This window comes from Bradyrhizobium roseum (genome assembly GCF_030413175.1).
In the GTDB taxonomy this organism is placed as follows: domain Bacteria; phylum Pseudomonadota; class Alphaproteobacteria; order Rhizobiales; family Xanthobacteraceae; genus Bradyrhizobium; species Bradyrhizobium roseum.
Genome location: NZ_CP129212.1, coordinates 4,855,092 through 4,877,252 on the forward strand (window position 1 = coordinate 4,855,092; position 22,161 = coordinate 4,877,252).

Genomic DNA, 22,161 nt, shown 5'->3' on the forward strand with positions numbered 1-22,161 from the left:
GATGCGGGCGTGCCTCGCCCGCGCCGCGTCTTATTCGGCTGTCACACTATGTCGCTGAACCTCGTCTTCCGGGCTCTCGTCCCGATCTCCTGCGAGGAATTCGGGCAAGTGACCCGCCTCCGCCTCTTGCCCCGACGAATGCACTTGGGCGCCGGCGAGGCGCAGCGGTTCGGGCAGCCATCCCGTGCCGTCGAGGAGACGCTCGGCTTCCCGCGCCATATCGGGCTTTTTCAGGTGGTCGATCAGCTGTGCTGACGCCTCACCTTTTGCTTCCCTGACCGCATCCAGAATACGCGACTTGGGAATGCGACCGAGATAATTATCGATCGTTGGCCTCCAACCGGCCTGCACCATGTCGAGCCCGACCGCGCGCGCCAGCACGCTGGCCTGTTCGAGCCTGGAGGCTACGCCATGAGCCGATACCCGGCCCTGATTGTAGCGGCTTGCGGGCTCATGGACGGCGTTGACGGCGAATGATGCACAATGGGCAAACAGCGCCGATTGCGCGTGACCGTCCAATGCGGCGAGCGTGTCCCAAAGGTCTTTCTCGTCGTTCGGGAGCCGTGCCTTCCAGGTCTCATGCCTGGTATCGATTGCCCTGGCCGAGGCACTCTCCTTCAATCCGGGGGCCTGCGCGGGAAATGCCAGCGTGTGAATCGCAATATCGAGGCAGCTGGCCGAAGACGCGAACCGATAGAACGTCGCAAGCACGAAGTTGTGCAGTACTGCGAGGAACGCGTTTGACGGATGTTGCGCCAGCGCATCCCGTAACGCCAGCGTCCGATGGGCCGTCAGTTCGGTAATCAACCGGTCCGGCAGGGATTTTGCCGCTTCGTCCTCCTCTCCGGCCGCTTCGGATGACACGCCAGCAACCGTAATGGCCGTGCGGTGTGCCGGGTCAGATGCCGTATCCGCGCCTGAGGTCTGGCCGCCCTCGGCGGCGTCGGACCCGACCACCGGCATTTCATCTTCCGCCCGGACATAGCCGCGATCCGGGGATAGCCGGCCTTCGGCATCGATGCTGATAAAGACGCCGGCACGGGCGATATCCGCCGGATCGTAGATCATCGATCGATCTTCAAGCGTGAGCAGTAACGCCTCGATCTCGCCAAGCCGCTGATCGACTTCGCCGGGCAGCTCATCCGCATCCTGATACTCGGTCTCGAGCCTGTCGCGTTCGGCGTTGAGCGTATCGATCGCAGTCTGCTGATCGACGGTGAGCGCCGCCGGCGTTCCTTCCAGTTTCCGCAGGCCGTTGGCATGACCGAATGGGAAATCGACCGCCACCGAAATCCACTTCCAGCCCTCCACAGCGATTTCGTCCGCGCCGGCTTTGAGTTTGTCGGCAACCAGACAATCGAGCAGAGCAATATCCTGCAACCAGCCACCGTCGTCATCCGCGAACAGATCCCGCAGAACCGGCCCTCCCGCCTGTTCATAGGCTGCGAGGCCGACAAACCTCGCGCGACGATCGGACGCGCGGGCTGCGTTCTCGGTCAGCATGCGGCGGATCTGGTAAGGCTCGTCATAGCCGGAGCGGCTGACATTATCCCAGACCTGCTCCTGGCGGGCGTGATCGCCGTTGACCGAGAATGCCATCAGTTGCTCGAGCGTCATGACGTCCTCGGCGTAGACCTCGTGCAGCTTCGGCGAGACCGCTGCCAGCCGCAGGCGCTGCTTGACGATAGCCGGCGTCACAAAATGCCGCGCCGCGATGTCCTCTTCGCTCATGCCGAGATCGCGCAGCGTCAGGAAGGCCCGAAACTGATCCAGCGGATGCAGGCCGACCCGCTCGTCGTTCTCCGCGATCGAATCATCTTCGGCGATGCCCCCTTCGCGAACGACGCAGGGGACCGCCTGTGTCTTCGACATCCGCTTCTGTTTTACCAGAAGCTCGAGTGCACGATAACGCCTTCCGCCCGCCGGAACCTCGAACATTCCGGTCTCGTTACCCTCGGCGTCGACGACGGCCCGGACGTTGAGGCTCTGCAGCAAGGTTCGCTGGGCGATGCTTTCGGCGAGCTGCTCGACCGAGACGCCCGCCTTGATCCGACGCACGTTGGACTGGCTCAGCACCAGCTTGTTGAAAGGAATATCTCGCGAAGGCGATAGCGTGATCTTCTGGACGGTCTTTGACATCTGGGTGCTCCACGACGGGCGGCCGAAAGCCTCTCTCTCGGCCTCCATCCCGTCGCGGCGCCCGCACAGCCCTCTAACTCTCTCCAGAGCCATCCGCGGATGCTCGACCGCATACGACGCCCAAGCGCAGTTCGCGCTCAAGCTCCTGCGTCATTCTAAATAATGACGAACGGCATCGTACGCAGCGATCTCCTCACCGACAAATCGTTATGCCGATAGCGCCGCAACTTTCGTCATGACGGCCCGCAAGACGTCATCCATGGTGGGGCATCGATAGGTCGCGAACCGTGAGCGAAGCGTCCTCGTGAGATTGATCCGCTCTTTCGCCATTTCGTTCAACGGCAACAGGAAATAGTCAGCGACCGTCCTGTTTGTTTGCTCATCCAGTCTGAGCGCCAGAATGTGTCCGGCCGGCTCGACGATCCGCCGATGAAGCAGCCAAGCGGGCGCGTGGCGCGGCGCAGTATAGTAGCGCGCCATGCGCAGCGAGATGGCGAGCCTTCCATCAATCGTCATGACTTTCGTTTCGGTATCGAAAATAGCCGCTGCCCCGAGCGCTCGAATGCGCGTGGCAAAGATCGATGCCTGTCTGAACAACTCTGCATCGGATTGTGGGCGCGCGTCGAGATAATCGAAATCGCGCTCGGAGTTGACATAGCCAATACGACGAAAGGCTTCTCGAAGGCTGCCGAACCGATACGCATACAAGGCCGGGCTCGGCATCCCGTCCATCGCGGTCATGATCGAGACGCTCAGCTTTCCCTTCAATGCGAGCGCTTCGCGGAGCTTCTTCAGCATGTGCTCATCCGATAGCCTGACATACTGCTCCTTCAGCAATTGTTGCGCTTTAGTGAAAATGCTCCTGTCAACAATTGGCTCGAACAGGCCTGTCGCTCTGACCCATAGCTCAGGCGGGTTATTCTTCATTACCTGCTTGAGCCGAAACGACTTGCGATTATAGACATTGTTGCCGATGTAAGCCTCATTACTCAGGATGTTGCGGATCATCGCGTCCGACCAGACCGTTCCACGATGGTTGGGCACTTGTTCATTGTTGAGCAAGCGAGCGATTGATGCTTGTGATCTGCGATGAACCACATACTCCCGAAAAATCTGAGCCACGATTCGTTGCTCTTGCTCGGGTCCAGGTTTGACCAGAACGCGATCGGCCTGCAGATGCTTGCGCTGGCCTTTGCTCAAGATGATTCCTCTCGGACATCGATCTTCGTCCACCAGCTCGCGCTGGAGACCATAGCCGACGGCGCCACCCTGCTTGAATCCGAGAGCGGCCACCCGGCAGGCACCAGCGTGGACCTTGACCGAAAGTTCTCTTGAGAACTCGGCAGCCATCACCCTTTTGAGGTTCTTTACGATGCTCGCAATGACGCTGCCATCATTGTCAAATTCTTCGGCGCAGTAGCAAACCTTGACGCCCGCCTGACGGCAGATAAATTCGTAATAGGCGCTTTCATCCGTGTCCTGGAATCTTCCCCACCGACTGACGTCGTAAACAAGGATGTGATCAAAGTCCGCCCGGACGTCGCGAACGTCTTCGATTAGTTCAATCAGACCCTGGCGGCGGTGAATGCGAAGGCCGCTCCGGCCTTCGTCCGCATAGGTACGAACGATCACAAGATCATGCTGCGCTGCATAGACCGCGATGGCAGCAGCCTGGTTTTGCGTCGAGTAGCGCTGATGGTCCGTTGACATCCGGACGTACTGAGCAGCTCGCCCGGCGCTGGTCGGCAACACCAGGTCGGATCGCGGACGAACGATCAGTGCATTGACCATGTCGTGCCTCCGCCGTACCAGCTCGCATCAGCGGCGCAAAACGGGGCTGCCGGGCAACCTAGCACAATATCTAGACGGGGAAAGGTGGAGTATACTGACCTAAGGTGACAGCGGCGAAGCGGAGCGAGTGCCTGCTGTTCGGTAAGCAGCTCTACCGGGTCGACGGCACTTCGAGGAGCTGGCCGATGTCAGGGTCTTTATGCCCGTCAGCGCTGACGTATTCGCACGGCATGCCCGCCCCACACTGACACCCAGCTCTTCGCTCCACGCCCGCTTCGGATGATTTTCACATACACAGCCTAGTCCGAAAAAGAAGGCACGATCAGAATTGATCCTTGCGCGAAAGTCCCTTGAATGAGCTGGCCCGTAGCAGGCCTTCCGATGTGACGTCTCGATACTCGACGTCGGCAAAGAATTTCGGTTCAACCCAAATTGCCTTCGGTTTCCTGATCGGTCTGGTCAGCTTCGATTTCGGGCTGACAACGGTATCGAGCTGCTTCCTCACCTGGCTTGAGACGGTGCGCGACCAGCCTGTCCCGACCTTGCCCACATAGACAAGGTCCTTGCCTTCCTGCCTGCCGAGATAAAGTGCGGCTACGCCGCTCGGGTCTTTGACAAAGCCGACAATGGGGAACTTCCCCTTCTGCACGGCCTTGATCTTCAGCCAGTTCTCATTTCGCTCTGACCGATATGGAGCGTCCGCCCGCTTGCAGATGATGCCTTCCCAATTCAGCTTGGCGGCGTGCTCGAACATCCGCTGGCCATCGCCGATAAGATGCTCAGAATAGAGCACGGGCAGCTCGATATCGTTTTTACCGAAAAGATCCAGCAGCATCTGCTTGCGCTCGATTTGCTGCAGCTTGCGGAGGTCGCCATTCCTCCAGAGGAGGTCGAAGGCGTAGTAGACCAGCCGGCCCTGCCTGCCCGCAGCCAGCTCTGCCTGCAGCTCAGAGAAGTTGGTGCGCCCCTCATGGACGACCACCACCTCGCCATCGATGATGGCTTCACCCGAAATGGCCAGCGCGCCGGCGATCTCGGTGAATCGCTTGGACCAGTCGAGCCCGTTGCGGGTAAATACCTTCTTGCGTCCCCGGTTGAGATGGACCTGCATGCGGTAGCCATCATACTTGATCTCATGGAGCCACTGCTCGCCCTGGGGCGCTTTGGTACGCAGGCTGGCGAGCTGGGGTTTAATGAACCCCGGCATCTCAATACGCTTTGGCACTCTGAAAACTCACAAATGCCCGCCGTGTATCGGTGGGCAATGGCGGCATTTTACTTAATTCCTGAAGTTCCCGAACAATCGGGAGGCGTACCTGGTGCTCGGTGCAATTATCCAGAACGACAATCCAACGCGGTTCCGGCAGCCTTCCCTACCAGCCATAGTGCTATTTGCGTTGAGCCCCATGACTCGCTTTGATAGGCAATGCCTACCAAGTCTCGCGAAAGCATTTATGGCGCGTCAATTCGTGCCGCCGCAGAACGAGCGGCGGAAGCCCGTACGGCGGCCGATCGTTTGGCGTGCGAGGCGTGGAACAAGCGGATGCTTGGCTTTCAGGGGCCCGCGCAGCCTTCTCCCGCGCTGGGTGACGCCCTCAATGCCGGCTACTTTTACCTTGAGGTGAAGTGCCTTGGCTGCAGCACGCATCAGACAGTGCCGCTGAACATCGTCCGGCGACCCAAGACGACGCCAATCCACGAGCTGGAGCGTTACATGCGATGCAAGGATTGTTCGCGGCTGCAAGGGCGACCCTACAAGCGAAGCCATCTGGTCGCCCTGCGGGCGACGAAGATTTCCGTCAACGATCCGGCGTCAACATGGTGGCCGGGCGAAAGGTGAAACTGGAAGGGTATGAATGGCAAACTTGATCATTACCGGCATGCACCACGACATCACCCGCAAACGTTCGATTGTGACGGTGCGATGGGATGGCGATGACGAGAAGACTCTCGGACTCGTGGTACCGTTCGGTTGCAGCATGGACAATGCGATCGAAGAGGCGATGAAGGCCGTGAGAGCGCTTTCAGAAGAACTCTCGTTAATCAGCGTAAAACTGCCTGACTACGATGTGTAACCTCTACAGCATCACGACGAACCAGGCAGCGATTGCCGCACTGTTTCGCGTGGTCAACCGTTACGTTGGCAACCTGGCGCCGATGTCGGGCGTGTTTCCTGACTACCCTGCTCCCGTTATCCGCAACACCGATGCCGGCACCGAGATAACCCTGATGCGCTGGGGCATGCCACCGCCACCGCGCACAGGTGGACCACCGGTGACCAACATCCGCAACACCTCGTCGCCACACTGGCGCGGCTGGTTAAAGCCTGAGAATCGATGTTTGGTCCCCTTCAACAGTTTTGCTGAATACGCGCCCGAACGGAATCCGGAGACCAAGAGGAAGGACGTGGTCTGGTTCGCGGTGAATGAGGAACGACCGCTGGCGTCCTTTGCGGGTATCTGGACCGAGTTCAAAGGCGACCGAGGTACGAAGTCCAGGCCGGTGCCAGGGCCGCACCTCGTCTACGGCTTTCTGACCACGACGCCGAACGCAGTTGTCGAACCGATCCATCCCAAGGCGATGCCGGTCATCTTGCTGACCGATGAGGAACGGGATGTTTGGATGCGGGCGCCCTGGGAGGAAGCCAAGGCGTTGCAGAGGCCGTTGCCGGATGATGCGCTCACGATCGTGATGCGGGGGCCGGAGAAGGAAGACGTGATTGTTGCATGAAACATACCCCGCAGCCAGAAATCCAGCTATGCCGCGCCATGGCCATGCACGATCCCTACGGTCACTCCCTGCGCGGCCTCTTCGCGAAGCGCAATTACATGCATGCCTTGATCTGCTCTTCATCGGGCGTGCGCCGCAGGCGCATCGCCCAACCGAAATAGCGTGTCAGACGAAGCGCAGCGCAGTGAACCCGCGGACGCCGAGACCGGTTAACAGCGGCACCCGGCGACGGGGCAGTGATAGCGACCTGTCAAGCGCCAGCGCTTGACAGGGGCCCCTTCGACGAGTGCCCCCGGCGAGGCGTTCTCCATCTCTTGCGCGAGGGATTGTTACCCGAAGGGCCGAGACGAACCGGCTCGGCGTGCGCAGCGTATAAGCCCGGTCCGCATCGCGGACGCGCCAAATCGTCAGAATCGAAAACCCATCTGTTGTGGTCATCCGGACCAATCACATCGAAAACCATCGCTACGCTGCCCGACGTGCAGCTCCAACAGTGTCGTCGTTTTGACCGCGCAATCCGGTCGCTGAGCGCGCCGAGAAGAATGGCCGAGAAGAATGTTCGCGCTGATTTACACCTGCGGCAGCCTAATTTCCTCCCGGACATCTGCCTCGGCGTCATAGATTCTTATGCAAAGGAGAGGAAAGCGCTTCTTCAATTCTACTGCACCTGCCCTGGCGCCAGCGCTGGTCGCAAAGGTGGTCTTCATGAGGCCATCCACCTCGATGGCGTAACCCGAAGCTGGCAATTCGCGGACAGCAGCAACCATTTTGTTCCTTCCGGACAGCAAGGCAGATCGACACAAATTGCTTAGCGCGAGTCGCCCGGATCGCGCCAGCGCCGCGCTTTGCTCGACAAAGGCGTCGCGCACGAGACGCCAGCTCGAAGCGATTCGCTCCGGACCATTCAAGGATGCGCGTTCGCGTCATCTGAACAGTTCGTAGGACTGCCCTGTGCGCGAAGACACGCGCGGTACAGCCATGGGGCGACGTAGCTACCCGACCAGACCCCTCGCCCCGCCCGGTCAGCCTCGCGCTGAACAACCGCGTACCGGCCTTTTGAATATTGCGGCCAATCGAGCGCAAGCCCGTTTCTCACCAGCCATTCCCCCAGATCAATTCCATTCACGGAACAGGAAGCAACCGTGCGGCCATGCTGATCCTGGGAGAGCGGCGCGCACGACACCGGTCGGCCCGCAATGAAGGCGTCGAGCTCATTGGCGGCCTTCGCACCGCAGCGGTACGGTCGACTATCGTCAGCACGGCAAAGCTGGGTGCTCTCAGGCGTGTCTATTCCCCAAAGGCGAATCCGCTGCCCTCGAATTTCCAGAGTATCGCCATCGATGACGCTCGCCTGCCCCGACAACTCGCCCGACAACGTGACACTGGGCATGACGAGAAAGAGCAGAAAGGCGAGACCGACGGCCGCGCTTGCTCGGAGGCCGGGTACGTCGTTCGCCGCGATGCGACGACAGGGCCTGCAGCCCGACAGCTCCCAAAACTTGCATTGAAAAAATTCAATTAAAACATTGTAATTACTATACAAACATAGCCTTCCAAAAAATGCTGCAGCCATGATCGCGCCATCAAGCCTGGTCGTTTGTTCTTTATATGTTCTATCGTGATCGCAAGCGCTCGTCCAGCGATTTAGCGTTTGTCGCGCTGCCCTCGGTCTTTTTCTGCAGTGAGAAGACCGACGACGATGGGCCCGTCTCGCGCCTGCGGGTAACAATTCTGTCACGACAGGAGCTTGACGACCCTTTGCGTGGAAATGGCATCGTCCAGACACACCGCCCACTCCAACAAGGCCTGCCGAACAGTCGTGGTGAGCACGCCGTGGAGCGCCAGGCGATCAAGAACCAGCGAGCGGTCCGCCTCGCTGCGCGCCACAGCCAGGTCGGCGAGCAAGCGCACATCGTAGCCAAGCCTCACCGCCTCCAACGCGGCAATAAAGACCTCTTCTTCCAGGAAGGCGCCGCCGAGAAAGATCACGCTCACATTCGATGTCGCGATTGACGTCCTGAATTGCTCGTTTCGCCACAACGATAGACCATCCCCCTCCAGCGACGTCATCGAACGAGCCAACTCGGCAGGCAATAGCGCTGCATCGAAATCTCCGATGGCATGCACGCCGACCCCAAGGATTTCAAAGACCGCCGGAAGCAAGGCCAGACTTTCACGCCACCGGGCGATGAACTCGCCCGAAGCGGCGTGAGATCCAGCACGTGCGGGATTGATTAGAACGAGCAGGCTTTGACGTGGGTCCGCCAGCATCTGGTCGACCTATCGTTTGCGAGGTCTGAAAACATGAGCGCTACGCTGCGGTCTGAAGGGTTTCCAGCTGACTGAGAACCGGGCCTTCAACGCCAGCGTGACGATACATGCTTGAGAGCGTCTCCTCGGATCCATGCAAGAAACCAGCGAGCGCCATGGTCTGGCCGATGCGCTGCGGAGGTGCCAGACGCTCTAACGGCCATCCCGCGCGCCGCAGAATACGTTCCATTCTGGTATCGGTGACAGTAACGATACTGTCTGCGTCCGACATGCCGAGGCTCTCGATCATCGCGGCAAACAGCATGAAGGTCGCACGATTAAGTCCGTGTTCTGCGGGCTCCGCGGCGAGCCTGGTGTCAACGCAAAATCGCGAACTTTCAAGGATCCGGTCATTTCGAGGCGGACTAAGCCCCGCCAGCAGCTGAGGGAACGTGTCAGCGAGCATCGTTGGCCCAGTTGTGGGTAGCAGCCTGACACAACCAACAACCTCGCGTCTGGCGGACACCAGCATGAGATAGGTTGGATTCAAGGCGTCGTAGACGTCGAGTTCAAGATCGCCCGTGACGGACACGGTCCAATCCAGACGATCCCTGAACACGCGTCGGCGAAGGCGAAACATCGCGGCCAGCAGATCGAGGTTCAGCCCGAACTGGTGTTGCGACAGAGCGATAACATTCATGGAAATCTCCCGTTTAACGAAGGCGGCACACAACCAGAGATCGACGCCCGCGACACCTGTCGTATTTTGCAGGTGGGTTCGACCTTCGAGGACGCGCGGAAAGTCCGTTTCACGATGCCGAAAACCCAGGGAAGCCCGAACCAGATTCCCGCCAGGATCTGGAGGCCCAGGTTGATCGCAAACGCAGTCTGGTAGGCGATTTCCGGATAACGCCCGGCGTCCTGCGACCAGTGCTGCAGCACCAGGCCGGTTGCGATCTGCACAGCGAACGCCGCACCGATATGAAAGAAGTTGAGAAGCGCGTTGGCTCGCCCGGCAAGCGCTTTTGGAAACTGCTCGGCGAGAATTGCGTAACCAAGAATAGTGCCAGCGCCGACGGCAGCGATGATCGCCCACAGCAAGTATGACGACAATGGCCATCGCAGGATAAGCGCGAGCTGAGCTGCGACAAAGACTGCCGCGACAACTCCCAGCACGGCTTGCGGACCGATATCCCGCCGCCGAAGTCCGTCGGCCGCTACGCCCCACAGAAGCGCGCCGAGGCTGACCGCGACCGCCATGACGAACAGATGCCACACCATCGCGGTCCGGTTGAGACCTTCGACGTCGGTGAGCCACTGCGCCGCCCATAGTCCATGCAATGCCCAGGCCGTTCCGATGGTCGCCGCCGACAGCGGCACGACGCGCCAAAAGCGGGGATCGGTATAAACCTCCTTCAGGGAGGCAGCGGCCGGGCCCGTCGTAACCTTCGCGGTCTCGGGCACGACGACATAGATCAGAATCGCGCAGCCGACTGTCACGGCAGCGAACAGGACGAAAAGGGCGCGCCATCCGATCGAGGCAAGCAACCAATCGGCTGGCAACGTCGCCGTTACGGCCCCCAGCGCGCCCAGCATGACCATGAAGCCATTGAGAAGTGGCAGCTGATCGTTGGGAAACCACACAACGAGCGCCTTCAATCCGGCGTTGAGGGCTCCGGCGACACCGAGGCCCATCAACGCCCTTGCTGCCAGCAGCAGAAAAAAATCGTCCGAAACAGCGAACAGCGCAGCACCAGCGGCGGCCGCCGACAGCAATGCGCTCTGGACCCGGCGCGGACCGTATCGGTCCAGGAGCACCCCGACCGGTATCTGCGCCGCCGCAAAGGTCAAAAAGAAAGCCGACGTCAGGAGACCGAGATCGCCGGCCGCAAGTCCCAAATCCGATGTCAGCGGAGCAGCGACAAGGGCGTTGATGGTGCGAAACAGATAGGAAAGGTAGAAGCCCGCCGCGAACGGCAGAAACACCCGCGTGATCAGCATACGATTTCCCGACAGAAATCTCCTTCCTTCGCGGAACGCCCTAAGCGGCGTCAGCGCGGCTCGTCGCGGTGAAGGCCGCAGCTCATCACCCTGAATATCGCTGCCGGTGGCTGCGTCAGTGCACAGGGCGTCTCGGGCGGACCGGAAAGTTGTCGGTGCTGCCGTCCTCCTGGACGGCAGCAGCGTTTTGCGCATCGTGAACCCAGGTCGACGCAGCGAGACCAGTCCCGCACGCGGCGGGCACGCCGCCAACAGAATCCCGATCTCCCGTTGCTGTGACGGCAGCTGCCGTCGTGTCGAGCCGGTTCATCGTCTCCCGCATCAGGGGCGCTCCGAGCTGAACACGCCGTTCCACTTGGGCCGCGAACTCGTCGAAACGCGCGGAGCCGACCCGGCACGGGGCGGGCTGTGTCGCTGCGGGCAACTCCGGGACAACCGCCAGATGGAACCGGGCGTGAAGAGAGACGATCTCGCTTACGATGCCGAGATTCCTGTCGAGCTGATCAACCTGGCCGCTCAAATCGGCGAGCTGACCCGTCAGTACGACAGCATCAGATGTGCCGTCGGAAGCGAGAAACCGATCGATCGCGGCTTCGACGAGCGCAGATTTTGTGATTTCGCGTCGCTTGGCGGCCATCGTCAACCGCGCAGCTGTTCGTTTGGAGAGATAGACGCCGACCCTGGGTTTCATTGCGGAAGCTCGCTTAACGTTTGATTGATGAGTGGCCGGCCTGTCCGCCAACACAGGACATTCGTGATATTTTATCACGCTGCGCACGCGGAGCCGGGGCTGCCGGATTATTTCAAGCCAAAGCCATGTGTTGATCCGACACGCAATTGCGCCGCCTGCAAACGAGGCTTCCGCAGCGGAAGCGAGCAGACGTCACGTCAGTCCTGTGATGAAATTCGATACAAGAAGTGCCGTGGCTGTCGATCGGAGCGCGGCCGACCAGCCTCGATCCGAAGCGATTGACGTGATCGATACAACGGTATCGGAGAACACGTTTGAACACCGGTGGTAACAGCCAGTGGACATTGGAGCGCATGGACTTCAGCATCCGTACAGTATCGACATCAGGCATCGCTTCTCTCTCTCCTTTTCGAAACATTGCGTGTTGACACCGCGGTGCCAAAGAATGGTGATCGAAACCGGTCGAAGGACCTGCAATCGGGCTCGCCCCCGATTGCGATGACTATGTCGCAACGCCTGTCCGTCCGGAGGTGTCGATCGTGACCGCTTGAGCTTTCGACACCCCCACATTCACCGGGTGGCGGCGAACCTGGCGGGCCAGCATCGCGCGATACGTGGCTTCGACCGATACGGCTTGCAGCCAGGCAGCCTGCCGGCTCTCCGAAGCTGACGCCGTCAGAGAAAACGGCGATCAGTTTGCGAGAGCAACGGCTACGGTTTGGCCCGTCGACAGGACGCAGTGTCTGATATGTCCATCGCGATTTTCAGGTTTGCGCGGTATTCCTGCATCGTCGTCCTCGACGACTATGCTGGAGATCAACTCCCGTCCGGCCAGCAATATCAAGGCCAGAGCGCCAATCAGATCGTCGTTTGCTCGAGCAAGAAACGGCCGCGTCGTACGCGGAACAGATAAGTTGTGAGTCGTCCCCTTGCGAGGCAACGGCAGCACTGAATCACAGTTGATGCGACGCCACGCGCCATCGTGAGGGGCTGCTCGATCTGGGTCGGCCGCCTAGCGCCCGCGCGCAGCACGACGACGTTGTCGCCGGAAGGAGTTACCGGGTCCGAGGCGCTGCTGCGCGCCCAGGAGCGGCTGAAGTCCTCAGGTAATTCGCTCTTCGTCTTATTCCGGATGAGGTAGCCGAGAGCGGCTCGGGCTCGAGCCGCTTGCCTTACACCGGACAGTCTGAGTTCGAAAGAGACTGCGCCATCCGGCGCTTCCTCATTGCACTTGTGTCGAGCGAAGGTCTGCAGCCCGTATTTCGCCAGTAAATATGCCCGGATACTTGGGCTCCTCTTTCACTCCAGCGCCCGCTTGGCCTCCCGCGGCAGGTGCGTCGCCCTGTCCTGGCCTGGAACATCCCTTCGACGTCGCCCGATGTTCAAGCTTTCACGTGAGCGAACCGATCCTTTAGCCCCACGCTCTAGATTTTGTGGTCAATCGCGGAACCGACGCCGCGCTTGGGTTGACTTCACTTTCATGCAACGCGGTCCCCCTTCTTGGCTGTAGCCGCACGATTGTCGACCCCGGGCAGCATCTTGGCCGGATCGCGCGTGACGACCACATCGACTACCGTCGGTCCTTTCAAGGAAATCGCGCGCTGTAGTGCGGCGGCGATTTCGGCAGGGTGCTCTACCCGAATTCCGTTGCAGCCGAGAACTTTCGCCACTTCGGCATAGTTCGTCTCGGCGAGATCGGAGGCGTGATAGGAGCCTGCGCCGTACACCAGGTGCTGAAGCGCCTTGACATATCCGGACGCTGCATTGTTGACGATAATGACTACGAAGGTGAGGCCAAGCCGCCGAGCCGTCTCGATCTCGCCGAGCATCATATTGAAGCCGCCGTCCCCGGTGAGGCTGAACACCGTCTTGCCCGGAGCGGCCATTGCCACGCCCATAGCGCCCGGCAAGCCGTATCCGATCGACGCAAATCCGCGGTCCGGGACGAAGCTGCGTCCGGCTTGCTTGGTATCGAACAGCAATCCGCCCCAATGAGCCGCGAAGCCGCCGTCGGCGACGAGGTAGCCATCGGCCGGGAGGATCGCGTTGATCTCGGTCATCAGGCGCGCCATGCTGACCGGCACCTCATTCGAGTGAAGCCGCGCCGAGACGTCTTGACGCCACCGCTGCATTCGTTGCGGGATTTCCGCAGCGTAGCCTGCGAGCCTTTCCTTTACTGAGGCCGCCTGCCCCTCGAGCGAATCCTGAAAATCCTGGATTCCCAGCAGGGCATCCCCCCATAGCGTTAGTTCTGGCTCAAGTGTGCGTCCGAATTCCTCCGCAAGGATGTCAAGATGGATCACCCGATGTCCCGGACCGGGCACGGAGAACCGTTTTGTCGCTATCTCGCCGAGCTTGCAGCCGATGACAACCAGCAGATCCGACTCCTCGATCAAGCTGTTTGCAATCCGATCATAGCGCCCGAACAAGCCCGCACTCAGCGGATCGCTGCATGGAATCGCGCCCTTTCCGGTCATTGTGTGCGCAACCGGAATATTCAGCGTCCTCGCAAACGAGGTCAGCGCGTGAGCTGCGCCACTAAGGTGAACTCCGCCGCCCGCCAGGATGATCGGGCGTCTTGCTTCCCTAATGAGTTTGGCCGCCCGGACCACCGCACGTCCATCCGGCCGGCACCGCAAAGACGGCGCAGCCCGATTGCCGGGATTGGCGGCGAAATCGCTGTCGTCAAAACCGAAGGTTCCGTGACAAACATCTTCGGGCACGTCAATGACGACCGGACCAGGTCGGCCTGTCGTGGCGACGGCGAATGCGCGGCGTAGCAATTCCGGAATACGCTGGACGACCTCGATGCGTATGATCTCCTTGCAGGCCGGGCGCAGGATGTCGATCTGCCGGCTCTCCTGAGTCATGTTTTTCCAGGAATGTTCGCGATGGGTGTCGCCGACAAGCGCCACGATGGGGGTTCCTGCGTTCAACGCCTCAAGCAGGCCCGTCACAAGGTTGGTGGCGCCCGGCCCGAGCGTCGCGTCGACGAGGCCAACTTTGCCGCTGACCTTGGCATACGCATCGGCGGCAAACACACCGGCGCGCTCGTCGTTGATCAAGTAGTGCGGAAGTCCCAAGCGGCGCGCGGCGTCGTAGAAGGGAAGCAATTGAAACCCGCCCATGCCGAACATCGGGCCGCCGTCGAACGCCCTGATCATGCGTGCGATGGCTTCGCCACCCGTCATTTCATTAACGCTCATTCTCGTACTCCGGATTTGATGAGTTCAGAGGATCCCGGACGCCGCCTTCCGGACCGGGTCATTGCTCAAAGGGGGCAGCGAGCTTCTACAGGAAGCCGATCGACAGCCATGGGACAAATGCAACTATCAGCAGCCCGACAATGAGGGCGCCGAGATACGGCCAGATCGCCCCCATGCCTTCATCAGGATCAACCCGCCCGATCGCGCAGGCCGTGTAATAGCCGACGCCGAGCGGCGGAGCGAACAGTCCAATGCCCATCGCAAGAATGACGATCATCGCGTAATGCACCTCGTGCACGCCGAGCATGCGCGCGATCGGAAAAAGCAAGGGTCCGAACAACACCAGCGCCGGAATTCCCTCCAGTACGGAGCCAAGCACGACGAAAACGACGATGGACAGTACGATGAACCCCCACTTTCCACCGGGAACATGGGCCATCATCGCCGCAAGGTCACGAGAGAACCCCGACTGCGTCAAAGCCCAGGCCATCGCCGTGGCGCATCCGATGATAAGCAGAATCGCGCCAGTTAACGCCGCTGTATCCACCAACATTGACGCCAGCCGTCGAATCTCGAAGCGTCGATAGATCAGAATGCCACACAGTACGGAGTAGACGATCCCGATCGTCGACACCTCTGTCGCTGTGGCGACCCCTTCGACGACGGCAGCGCGAATGATGAAAGGAAGCACCAGCGCCGGAAGCGCGATCAACAATGCCAGCGCGATATCGCGGCCGCCTGCGCGCCGCAGCCCTGCGATCACTTCCGACCGGGAGCGATAACCGGCGAGAATTCCGAGGATGATTGCAAGTACGAGGGCCGGCAACAGTCCGCCGGTAAACAGTGCGGCGATCGAGACGTTTGTCACCGAGCCGATCGTGATCAGGACCAGGCTGGGCGGGATCGTTTCGGACATTGCGGCGGACGTCGACAGCAATGCGACCAGTTCGCCCGGCTTGCTGCCGCGCCGCTTCATCTCGGGGAATAGTATCGGCGCTACAGCGGCCATATCTGCAGCTTTGGAACCCGAGATTCCGGAAACCAGGTAGATCGCACCGAGCAAGACGTAGGAGAGCCCGCCGCGAACGTGGCCGATCAGCGCCACAAGGAAGGCGACCATTGCCCGGGCCATCCCGGTGAGCTCGATTAGCAATCCCAAAAAAACGAAGAGCGGTACGGACAGCAGAACAAGATGCCCCATTCCTTCTTCAACGCGACTCACGACGACGCTCAGAGGTGTGGAACCCATCAGGCCCAAATAAGCAATCGTCGCGAGCCCGAAGGCAAACGCGATGGGCACGCCGGCCGCGATACACAAACCGACCAATCCGACGAAAAACACCACAAGATTGTAGTTTCCGATCGAACGAAGCGAACCCTGCGCCAGCCAAAGCAGGCACCAGATGGCCGCAACAAGCGCGAAGGCCATCGCGAGTTGCCGGGACGTGGAAGTCGATATCAGACGAATTGCCGCGATAACGAATATCAGGACGAGGCCCGTGGCGACAGCGGCGGATTTCACGCTGCCGGGAAGCCCCAATGCAGGGGTGCGGACAATCGCTTCGTGGACGGCGTAGTCGAATGCCGGGACGATCAACAACGCAACAAAGGCGAGCGTCGCAAATGCGGCTATCGTTTCGAGCGTCGCCCGTGCGTCCGGGGCCAGTCTCGCGACGAAGAATGTCAACCGCATATGCGCATTGCGACGCATGGCAATGACTGCCCCCAGCATCGCCAGCCAGAGAAAGAGAATCGAAGCCAGTTCGTCGGTCCATACCAGCGGATCGTTGAGGACGTAGCGCGTAAAGACTCCGGTCAACAGGATCAGGATTTCGGCCACTACGAGCGCCGCGGCGGGCAGCTCTGTGACTACACCAAGGATTCGATCGACGACCTCGGCGAGCCTCCGTAATCCGGTCGCCGAGGCGAGTTCGTTTCCGACTGGGTCGGAGATGGCTTTCGTCCGAGATTCGCTCATCACTGACTCTAGACAAGCTTGCCGGTGAATTTTTCCAGAAGCGCCCAGGAGTCGGCTCCGAACTTGCCCTGCCACTCGGCATAAAATCCTGCCCTGGCGATTGCATCCCGGAAGGGCGTTACGTCGACCTTGTTGAACAGCATCCCTTTGCTCTCGAGTTCACCTTGGAGCGATTCGTTAAGTGTCCTGACCGCCTTCCTTTGTTCATCGGCGGCCAAATTGACATTGCGCTCCACGACGCCCTGAAGCTCTTTCGGCAACGCATCCCACCTTGCCTTGTTCATCACGCACCAGAATCCGTCCCACATATGGTTAGTGTAGGCGAGATACTTCTGTACCTCGTACAGCTTGCCCACCTGGATGATGGAAAGCGGATTTTCCTGCGCTTCGGCCAGCTTGGTCTGCAACGCCGAATAGAGCTCCGCAAAATTGATGCTGATCGGCGATGTGCCCAGGGCCTTGAAGAGCGAGGTCCACATCGGACTTACCGGCACGCGGATCTTGAGGCCCTTCAGATCGGCCGGACCGTGCACCGGCCTTCCGCTCGTCGTAATCTGCCGGAAGCCATTGTCGAAGATTCGTGGCATCGCGACGAGGTTGATCTTGGCATATTCGCCACGGACCAGTGTCCCGACTTCGCCATCCATCGCCGCCCACAAGGCGTCATAGTCTTTGAACGCAAAACCGAGACCGCTGATTGCGGCAAGCGGCACCAGCGTCGCGCTTACAAGCGGAGAAAGCATGTACGCCTCAAGCGCACCCGATCGCACTTGGCTCAACATGTCGGTGTCGCCACCGAGGGCATTGTTGGGAAAGAGCCTGAGTTCAACGCGTCCCGCCGTCTCACGCGCGATTCGATCCGCGGCCTTGGTGAGGGCGACGTTGGTCGGATGCGTGTCGGGGACGTTGTTGCCGAGCTTGATCGTGAACTCTGCTGCTCCGGCTGACCGGGGGATGAGGCCTGCCACGGAGCCCACGCCAATGACGGCCGCTGATCGGATGAGTACGCGCCTCGAAATTCCCATAACCTGCTCTCCCTGGTTGATCTGGCATTAGCCTTTTCGTGGATCGCGTGCGGCGCCTTGCATGGACCGTCTCCGCGGTCGACCTTTGCGCGACGTGTTGACTACGTGTGATATCTCCTACGGTCGCTTTCCGGGGTCACGCGGCCGCATTGCCGATGGTCAGCCCGCCGCAAACGTAGAGGGTCTGCCCGGTCACAAACGAGGCTTCGTCGGACAGAAAGAATGAGGCGGCGTGCGCGATGTCTTCCACCCGGCCAAGCCGCTTCAATGGGATGGCTTCCAGTATGGCGCGTGTCCGGGGAGAGTCAGGCGGGTTCGAGGCTCTGAAAAGGTCGGTTTCTATGGGGCCGGGGCCGATCGCGTTGACGGTGATTCCGCAGGGCCCGAGTTCGAGCGCCCAGGTTTTCGTCATTCCCAGCACGCCGGCTTTGGTTGCGGCATAGACCGTCCGAAGCTCCTTGCCGATGGCTGCGCGGCTCGAGATATTAAGGATGCGGCCAAAGCCGGCCGCGCGCATGGCGGGTACGACCGCCTGGGTGCAGGCGATGACAGCCAGCAAATTGAGGGTGATCACTCTGTTGAAATCTTCGGTGGTAACATCGTCAATACTTGCCGGAGCGACGATCGCGGCATTGTTGACGAGCCACAACGGCGTATAGCGTTCTTTGACAATCCTCAAGGCTGCCGCCCGCGCGTCGGGATCGGCAAGATCCGCCTCGATAAACGTCGCGGGCGATGGCTCGGTCGGGGGCGATCGATCGATATTGACGGTCGCTATGCCGCGCTCATGAAGCGCGCGTATGATCGCAGCACCGATGCCGCGCGAACCACCCGTGACGATAGCAGCCGAATTGCCGGGAATTTTCATGTTTACACAGTTGCAATGGGAGTGACGGGAGAACCCACCGCACCCGGCAGGCGCAAAGGCGGTGCAGTCAGCAGGAAGTGGCTTCGCCCGTGGCTGTTCAGCCAATGGGCAAGCGGACCGAGTTGCCATAGTTCGCCGAGGTGAATTCCGAGCTTGAAAAGACAGTGCTCGTGCAGGGGCAACAACAGGCCTTTGGAACGATCGTTTCGCGGTGGCACCGCTTCGACCGCATAGTTGTCGGCCGCGATGGCCGCGATGCCCGTCTCCGTGATCCAGTCGCAAAGATCGTCGCAGGTGCCGTCGAGCACCGCGCAGGCCGAACTGAGGATTTCGGCATCGGGAGACCGGTTCATCTCGAGAACAACATCGGCGTAGCCGGTGTACAGACAAAGGATGTCGCCCGGCAGAATATCGATGGCATCCTCGGCAAGGATTTGGCGCAGCATTGGACCGTCGACGAGGATACGCTCGCGTCCGAAGCGCCTGGCAAGATCTACGAGCACACCCCTGCCCTGGATTCCGTGCGCTGCCGCCTGATCGATGCCGAGCGCAACCGCAGTGCCGACCCCGCGGTCAGCGGGTGACGGAATGTCGGAGCCCGCGCGGAAGCCGTTGTAGTAGACAGGGCTGGGCTCATCGTCGCCATCAGCATCAAACATTTGTCCGACATGCGCGAGCCCATCCCACTGTGTCGAATACTGCGTTGCCAGGTTTACGGCATCGTCACACACAACATCGCGCCAGTCGGAGTTTTCGTGCGCGTAGCAGTAGTGGAAATACGGTTGGCCGTTGCGGATGATCGCCCGCAATTCGGGAGGAAAACGGTGAGCCGTGAGAACGCGTCCGCCTGGCACGTCGAGCGGAAGCGACAGGCAGAAGACGATGCCTTCGCGCACTTCGGCGACGCCGCGCTTCACGACCTCCGGCGTGATCAGATTCAACCGGCCGATCTGATCATCATCGCCGAAATCACCCCAATTGGAGTTTTCAGGCCGGCGCTGCCAGCGCTTCTCCGACATAGCGTTTCCAATAAGTATCGTTTAACGAGTTTATATACCGATTAACGAGACGCATTGGCTTTTGTCAAGCCGTTATTTAAAAGAGGGCATGATCCGTCGCATTCAAAGCAAGGCATCCGTCCCGACATCCGCCGTCGATGGGGGAACCCATCAGAGCATCGCCCGGCTCGATATATTGATGTCGGCGCTAAGCACCGAGCCGCGACGCGGCATGCGTCTGAACGAGATTTGCCGGACGACCGGCCTCGGCAAAGCCACAGCGCATCGATTGCTCTCCGGGCTCGTCGCCTATCGGCTTGCGGACTTTGACGAAGAAAGCCAACGCTATTTTGTGGGCTTCAAGATCTTCACTTGGGCCAGTGGAGCCGCCGACAGATACGGGCTTTTGACCTTGGCACGGCCGTCACTGGAGCGACTGGTTGAGCGCTATCAGGATGCCGTTTATCTCACCGTGAGAAGTGGCGACGAGGCGGTGTGCGTCGAACGTCTGGAGGGCAGCTATCCGATCAAGACCCTGATCTTTGAGGTCGGTAGTCGCCGGCCTCTCGGCATCGGCGCCGGCAGTGCAGCCATTCTCGCAGCACTGCCGCCGACCGAACAGTCGTCCATTTTGGCCCGCAATGCCAAAAACCGTCGGGCATACGACGTCTCGGATGATGATCTCAGGCAGATCGTGACGGCAGCCAGACTGAATGGATATACCTTTGTCGACGGCAAGATCGTCCCTGGTATCTGCACGGTGGGTGCTGCGATAAGTCTTGAGTCCGGGGATCCGATTGGAGCGATATCAATATCGTCGATTTCTGAACGCATGGCCAAAGATCGACGTTCGGATATCGCTTCGGCTATGCTGACGGAGATCAAACAGATGCAACACGATAATGCACCGTTCTTTCAATTGCAGAATCGTACCCGGCTTCTCGCCGGGCTTCCGATCTAGCCAACAACACCCGGACACGCGCCATGCGATCGCCGCAAGAACCACGTGTCGAGCGCCTCCACATCCCCGAGCCAAGGTGCCAGCCTCATCCCGTCAGGTCGATGACGACGGATTGTAGCGACCGCGAAATGCACACCATGGCGGATAGTCACCGCAAAACTCAAAAAAGTCGTCAAAGTAGACGAGCCCCAACTCTATCAGGCGAGAGACGATCGTAATCAATGCCTCGTGTCCAAAGTGCGGTCCGAACGAGAGCAGATCGTCGCTAGCGTCAAACCATTCCCCCACTTCCATGACCGCAAATAAATCTTGCAAATCGACTTGCCGTTCAACCAATGCGCTTCGACGTACGATCAGGCCGAATTCGGTGGTCACGCTGACACTGGAATCATTTATCATTTTGGGAGCGCGATCCCATTTGGAACTGTGATAATTACATTGTGAACGGGCGTACTTTGGATGGGTTGCACTATCACACGCCATTCGGCTTTAGCCGTCTCGATCAGCGCATCCTGGGGCACTGCAAAGTCGACGCGGACTGGGCCTGTTCCGCCGGGTTGCCTTGCCCATGGCAAAGCAACGTACAAACGGTCACCTCCTATCCCCGACGGAACAGCAGTTCCCGCGTTTCTCACCCAGGTCCCTGCCTCTTCCGGTGAGGCCCATCTTGATACCCTGGCATAGCCCTCGGGAGCAGATCCGGCGGACGCCCCTCGCCCACGCGGGTACACCGCGTAATACCCGCCGCTTCCCATACAGCCACTGATGGATTGCAGATTTACGCTGTCGGGAAATGTCTCATCAGTCTCGCTATCAGGGAGATTCGTGTATCGATGGTGGCTGCCAAGGTGACGAACCTTGGCATCCGTAGTCCAGGATCTGCATTGAAATCCATCGGGAACGCCAATGCGATCTCCGTAGATCTGCCCGTTATGGTGCAGCTTCACTTTACCCGTTGCAATGCGAGGCATTCTGGCTTTTCCGATTCCGTGTCCACAGCCTCTGCACTATGGCGCATAGGATACCCATCTGGGGCGTGTCGATCGGCGGTTGGAAGAAATTCGACACCCCTGAGATGTCATTTCAAGGCAACGCTCCAAGAAATGTACTGAACACAACAAACCTGCTTCGTGATGCAAATTGGGCCAGGAGCGACGAGCTATCCGTGTTTCGTCAAGGGAGGTCGGGTGAAACGCCGTCTTGCTGCCCAAGGCCTGAACGCAGGCACAAGACGCACGAAACGTAGCAATTCTGATTCTCGCGCTGCCAACAGTCAGATCCGAATTTATGGACGAAGATGATGGGGTGACCGTAACCGCTTTCTTCGACATGGAGCCTTGCACTGGTGACATCGATCATATGCCATGATCTGGCATTCCTGTCCCAGGCACCGCGCATCCGATCCGCTCGCCGGCTGTTCCGGTCCCGACTGTGGCGAAGTGCTCAGATAACCGGTGGTGTCGATTGTAACGGTATGCATTTTCGACGCACGCCACAGGGCGTCAGTAATTGCGCTGCAGCTC

At 59.8% G+C, this 22,161-nt stretch carries 20 protein-coding genes; 5 read left to right on the top strand and 15 right to left on the bottom strand.

All coding sequences use genetic code 11. From position 1 onward, the window contains the following. Nucleotides 1-30: 30 nt before the first annotated feature. From QUH67_RS23070 to ligD, 3 genes are all read right to left on the bottom strand, one after another. A complete protein-coding gene (locus QUH67_RS23070; protein WP_300941513.1) occupies nt 31-2,139 on the bottom strand; it encodes a ParB/RepB/Spo0J family partition protein in 2,109 nt (702 codons plus the stop codon). A 207-nt stretch (nt 2,140-2,346) separates the two neighbouring features. After that, entirely contained in the window at nt 2,347-3,930 is a 1,584-nt protein-coding gene (locus QUH67_RS23075; RefSeq protein ID WP_300941515.1) for a recombinase family protein, read from the bottom strand. A 322-nt stretch (nt 3,931-4,252) separates the two neighbouring features. Beyond that, complete coding sequence (gene ligD, locus QUH67_RS23080; RefSeq protein ID WP_320416091.1) at nt 4,253-5,155, bottom strand: non-homologous end-joining DNA ligase; 903 nt, start codon at nt 5,153-5,155, stop codon at nt 4,253-4,255. Between the two features lie 201 nt (nt 5,156-5,356). On the opposite strand from ligD, the gene QUH67_RS23085 reads away from it, so the two are divergent. Genes QUH67_RS23085 through QUH67_RS23100 form a run of 4 tightly spaced genes read left to right on the top strand, consistent with a single transcriptional unit; the run spans nt 5,357 to nt 6,821 of the window. Next, the gene (locus QUH67_RS23085; RefSeq protein WP_300941517.1) at nt 5,357-5,770 is read left to right on the top strand and encodes a hypothetical protein; all 414 of its coding nucleotides are present in this window, start codon (nt 5,357-5,359) and stop codon (nt 5,768-5,770) included. A gap of 16 nt (nt 5,771-5,786) precedes the next feature. Then, nucleotides 5,787-6,005: a hypothetical protein gene (locus tag QUH67_RS23090; RefSeq protein WP_300941519.1), complete on the top strand. Its 219-nt coding sequence runs from the start codon at nt 5,787-5,789 to the stop codon at nt 6,003-6,005. Further along, the gene (locus tag QUH67_RS23095) at nt 5,998-6,660 is read left to right on the top strand and encodes an SOS response-associated peptidase (protein ID WP_300941521.1); all 663 of its coding nucleotides are present in this window, start codon (nt 5,998-6,000) and stop codon (nt 6,658-6,660) included. Before QUH67_RS23090 ends, QUH67_RS23095 begins: the two co-directional genes overlap by 8 nt. Next, nucleotides 6,657-6,821 (top strand): hypothetical protein, encoded by a 165-nt coding sequence (locus tag QUH67_RS23100; RefSeq protein ID WP_300941523.1) that lies wholly within the window; start codon nt 6,657-6,659, stop codon nt 6,819-6,821. Before QUH67_RS23095 ends, QUH67_RS23100 begins: the two co-directional genes overlap by 4 nt. A gap of 408 nt (nt 6,822-7,229) precedes the next feature. Here QUH67_RS23100 and QUH67_RS23105 read toward each other — a convergent pair whose 3' ends face one another. The 11 genes from QUH67_RS23105 to QUH67_RS23155 all read right to left on the bottom strand — a co-directional run bounded on the left by QUH67_RS23105 (nt 7,230) and on the right by QUH67_RS23155 (nt 19,698). Beyond that, entirely contained in the window at nt 7,230-7,427 is a 198-nt protein-coding gene (locus QUH67_RS23105) for a hypothetical protein (protein WP_300941525.1), read from the bottom strand. 137 nt (nt 7,428-7,564) lie between these two features. After that, nucleotides 7,565-8,233, bottom strand: a complete 669-nt coding sequence (locus QUH67_RS23110; protein ID WP_320416092.1) for a thermonuclease family protein — start codon at nt 8,231-8,233, stop codon at nt 7,565-7,567. Between the two features lie 161 nt (nt 8,234-8,394). Beyond that, nucleotides 8,395-8,931 carry a cysteine hydrolase family protein gene (locus QUH67_RS23115; protein WP_300941526.1) on the bottom strand — a complete coding sequence of 179 codons (537 nt, stop codon included), beginning with the start codon at nt 8,929-8,931 and terminating at the stop codon, nt 8,395-8,397. A 40-nt stretch (nt 8,932-8,971) separates the two neighbouring features. Continuing rightward, on the bottom strand, nt 8,972-9,610 hold the full coding sequence (locus QUH67_RS23120) for an acyl-homoserine-lactone synthase (RefSeq protein ID WP_300941528.1): 639 nt from the start codon (nt 9,608-9,610) through the stop codon (nt 8,972-8,974). Continuing rightward, nucleotides 9,607-11,106, bottom strand: a complete 1,500-nt coding sequence (locus QUH67_RS23125; RefSeq protein WP_300941530.1) for an MFS transporter — start codon at nt 11,104-11,106, stop codon at nt 9,607-9,609. Before QUH67_RS23125 ends, QUH67_RS23120 begins: the two co-directional genes overlap by 4 nt. Continuing rightward, nucleotides 11,027-11,602 (bottom strand): ribbon-helix-helix domain-containing protein, encoded by a 576-nt coding sequence (locus QUH67_RS23130; RefSeq protein ID WP_300941531.1) that lies wholly within the window; start codon nt 11,600-11,602, stop codon nt 11,027-11,029. Before QUH67_RS23130 ends, QUH67_RS23125 begins: the two co-directional genes overlap by 80 nt. A gap of 1,478 nt (nt 11,603-13,080) precedes the next feature. After that, nucleotides 13,081-14,808, bottom strand: a complete 1,728-nt coding sequence (locus QUH67_RS23135; RefSeq protein WP_300941533.1) for a thiamine pyrophosphate-binding protein — start codon at nt 14,806-14,808, stop codon at nt 13,081-13,083. An 85-nt stretch (nt 14,809-14,893) separates the two neighbouring features. Then, complete coding sequence (locus QUH67_RS23140; protein ID WP_300941535.1) at nt 14,894-16,786, bottom strand: TRAP transporter large permease; 1,893 nt, start codon at nt 16,784-16,786, stop codon at nt 14,894-14,896. A gap of 8 nt (nt 16,787-16,794) precedes the next feature. Continuing rightward, nucleotides 16,795-17,811 (bottom strand): TRAP transporter substrate-binding protein, encoded by a 1,017-nt coding sequence (locus tag QUH67_RS23145; protein WP_300941537.1) that lies wholly within the window; start codon nt 17,809-17,811, stop codon nt 16,795-16,797. A 136-nt stretch (nt 17,812-17,947) separates the two neighbouring features. Beyond that, nucleotides 17,948-18,679 carry an SDR family NAD(P)-dependent oxidoreductase gene (locus QUH67_RS23150; protein WP_300941539.1) on the bottom strand — a complete coding sequence of 244 codons (732 nt, stop codon included), beginning with the start codon at nt 18,677-18,679 and terminating at the stop codon, nt 17,948-17,950. Between the two features lie 2 nt (nt 18,680-18,681). Further along, the gene (locus QUH67_RS23155) at nt 18,682-19,698 is read right to left on the bottom strand and encodes a cyclase family protein (RefSeq protein ID WP_300941540.1); all 1,017 of its coding nucleotides are present in this window, start codon (nt 19,696-19,698) and stop codon (nt 18,682-18,684) included. Between the two features lie 88 nt (nt 19,699-19,786). Between QUH67_RS23155 and QUH67_RS23160 the strand changes: the two genes are divergently transcribed. Continuing rightward, on the top strand, nt 19,787-20,638 hold the full coding sequence (locus QUH67_RS23160) for an IclR family transcriptional regulator (protein ID WP_300941542.1): 852 nt from the start codon (nt 19,787-19,789) through the stop codon (nt 20,636-20,638). Between the two features lie 93 nt (nt 20,639-20,731). On the opposite strand, the gene QUH67_RS23165 is transcribed toward QUH67_RS23160, so the two are convergent. Next, entirely contained in the window at nt 20,732-21,013 is a 282-nt protein-coding gene (locus QUH67_RS23165) for a hypothetical protein (protein WP_300941543.1), read from the bottom strand. Between the last annotated feature and the right edge of the window lie 1,148 nt (nt 21,014-22,161).

What these genes read in the sequence shown, in the direction of transcription:
- QUH67_RS23070 (WP_300941513.1), bottom strand. Translation starts at nt 2,139, where the DNA reads ATGTCAAAGACCGTCCAGAAGATCACGCTATCGCCTTCGCGAGATATT.
- QUH67_RS23110 (WP_320416092.1), bottom strand. Translation starts at nt 8,233, where the DNA reads ATGGCTGCAGCATTTTTTGGAAGGCTATGTTTGTATAGTAATTACAAT.
- QUH67_RS23150 (WP_300941539.1), bottom strand. Translation starts at nt 18,679, where the DNA reads ATGAAAATTCCCGGCAATTCGGCTGCTATCGTCACGGGTGGTTCGCGC.
- QUH67_RS23135 (WP_300941533.1), bottom strand. Translation starts at nt 14,808, where the DNA reads ATGAGCGTTAATGAAATGACGGGTGGCGAAGCCATCGCACGCATGATC.
- QUH67_RS23115 (WP_300941526.1), bottom strand. Translation starts at nt 8,931, where the DNA reads ATGCTGGCGGACCCACGTCAAAGCCTGCTCGTTCTAATCAATCCCGCA.
- QUH67_RS23155 (WP_300941540.1), bottom strand. Translation starts at nt 19,698, where the DNA reads ATGTCGGAGAAGCGCTGGCAGCGCCGGCCTGAAAACTCCAATTGGGGT.
- QUH67_RS23075 (WP_300941515.1), bottom strand. Translation starts at nt 3,930, where the DNA reads ATGGTCAATGCACTGATCGTTCGTCCGCGATCCGACCTGGTGTTGCCG.
- QUH67_RS23100 (WP_300941523.1), top strand. Translation starts at nt 6,657, where the DNA reads ATGAAACATACCCCGCAGCCAGAAATCCAGCTATGCCGCGCCATGGCC.
- QUH67_RS23085 (WP_300941517.1), top strand. Translation starts at nt 5,357, where the DNA reads ATGCCTACCAAGTCTCGCGAAAGCATTTATGGCGCGTCAATTCGTGCC.
- QUH67_RS23120 (WP_300941528.1), bottom strand. Translation starts at nt 9,610, where the DNA reads ATGAATGTTATCGCTCTGTCGCAACACCAGTTCGGGCTGAACCTCGAT.
- QUH67_RS23125 (WP_300941530.1), bottom strand. Translation starts at nt 11,106, where the DNA reads ATGCGCAAAACGCTGCTGCCGTCCAGGAGGACGGCAGCACCGACAACT.
- QUH67_RS23130 (WP_300941531.1), bottom strand. Translation starts at nt 11,602, where the DNA reads ATGAAACCCAGGGTCGGCGTCTATCTCTCCAAACGAACAGCTGCGCGG.
- QUH67_RS23160 (WP_300941542.1), top strand. Translation starts at nt 19,787, where the DNA reads ATGATCCGTCGCATTCAAAGCAAGGCATCCGTCCCGACATCCGCCGTC.
- QUH67_RS23105 (WP_300941525.1), bottom strand. Translation starts at nt 7,427, where the DNA reads ATGGTTGCTGCTGTCCGCGAATTGCCAGCTTCGGGTTACGCCATCGAG.
- QUH67_RS23095 (WP_300941521.1), top strand. Translation starts at nt 5,998, where the DNA reads ATGTGTAACCTCTACAGCATCACGACGAACCAGGCAGCGATTGCCGCA.
- QUH67_RS23140 (WP_300941535.1), bottom strand. Translation starts at nt 16,786, where the DNA reads ATGAGCGAATCTCGGACGAAAGCCATCTCCGACCCAGTCGGAAACGAA.
- QUH67_RS23145 (WP_300941537.1), bottom strand. Translation starts at nt 17,811, where the DNA reads ATGGGAATTTCGAGGCGCGTACTCATCCGATCAGCGGCCGTCATTGGC.
- QUH67_RS23090 (WP_300941519.1), top strand. Translation starts at nt 5,787, where the DNA reads ATGGCAAACTTGATCATTACCGGCATGCACCACGACATCACCCGCAAA.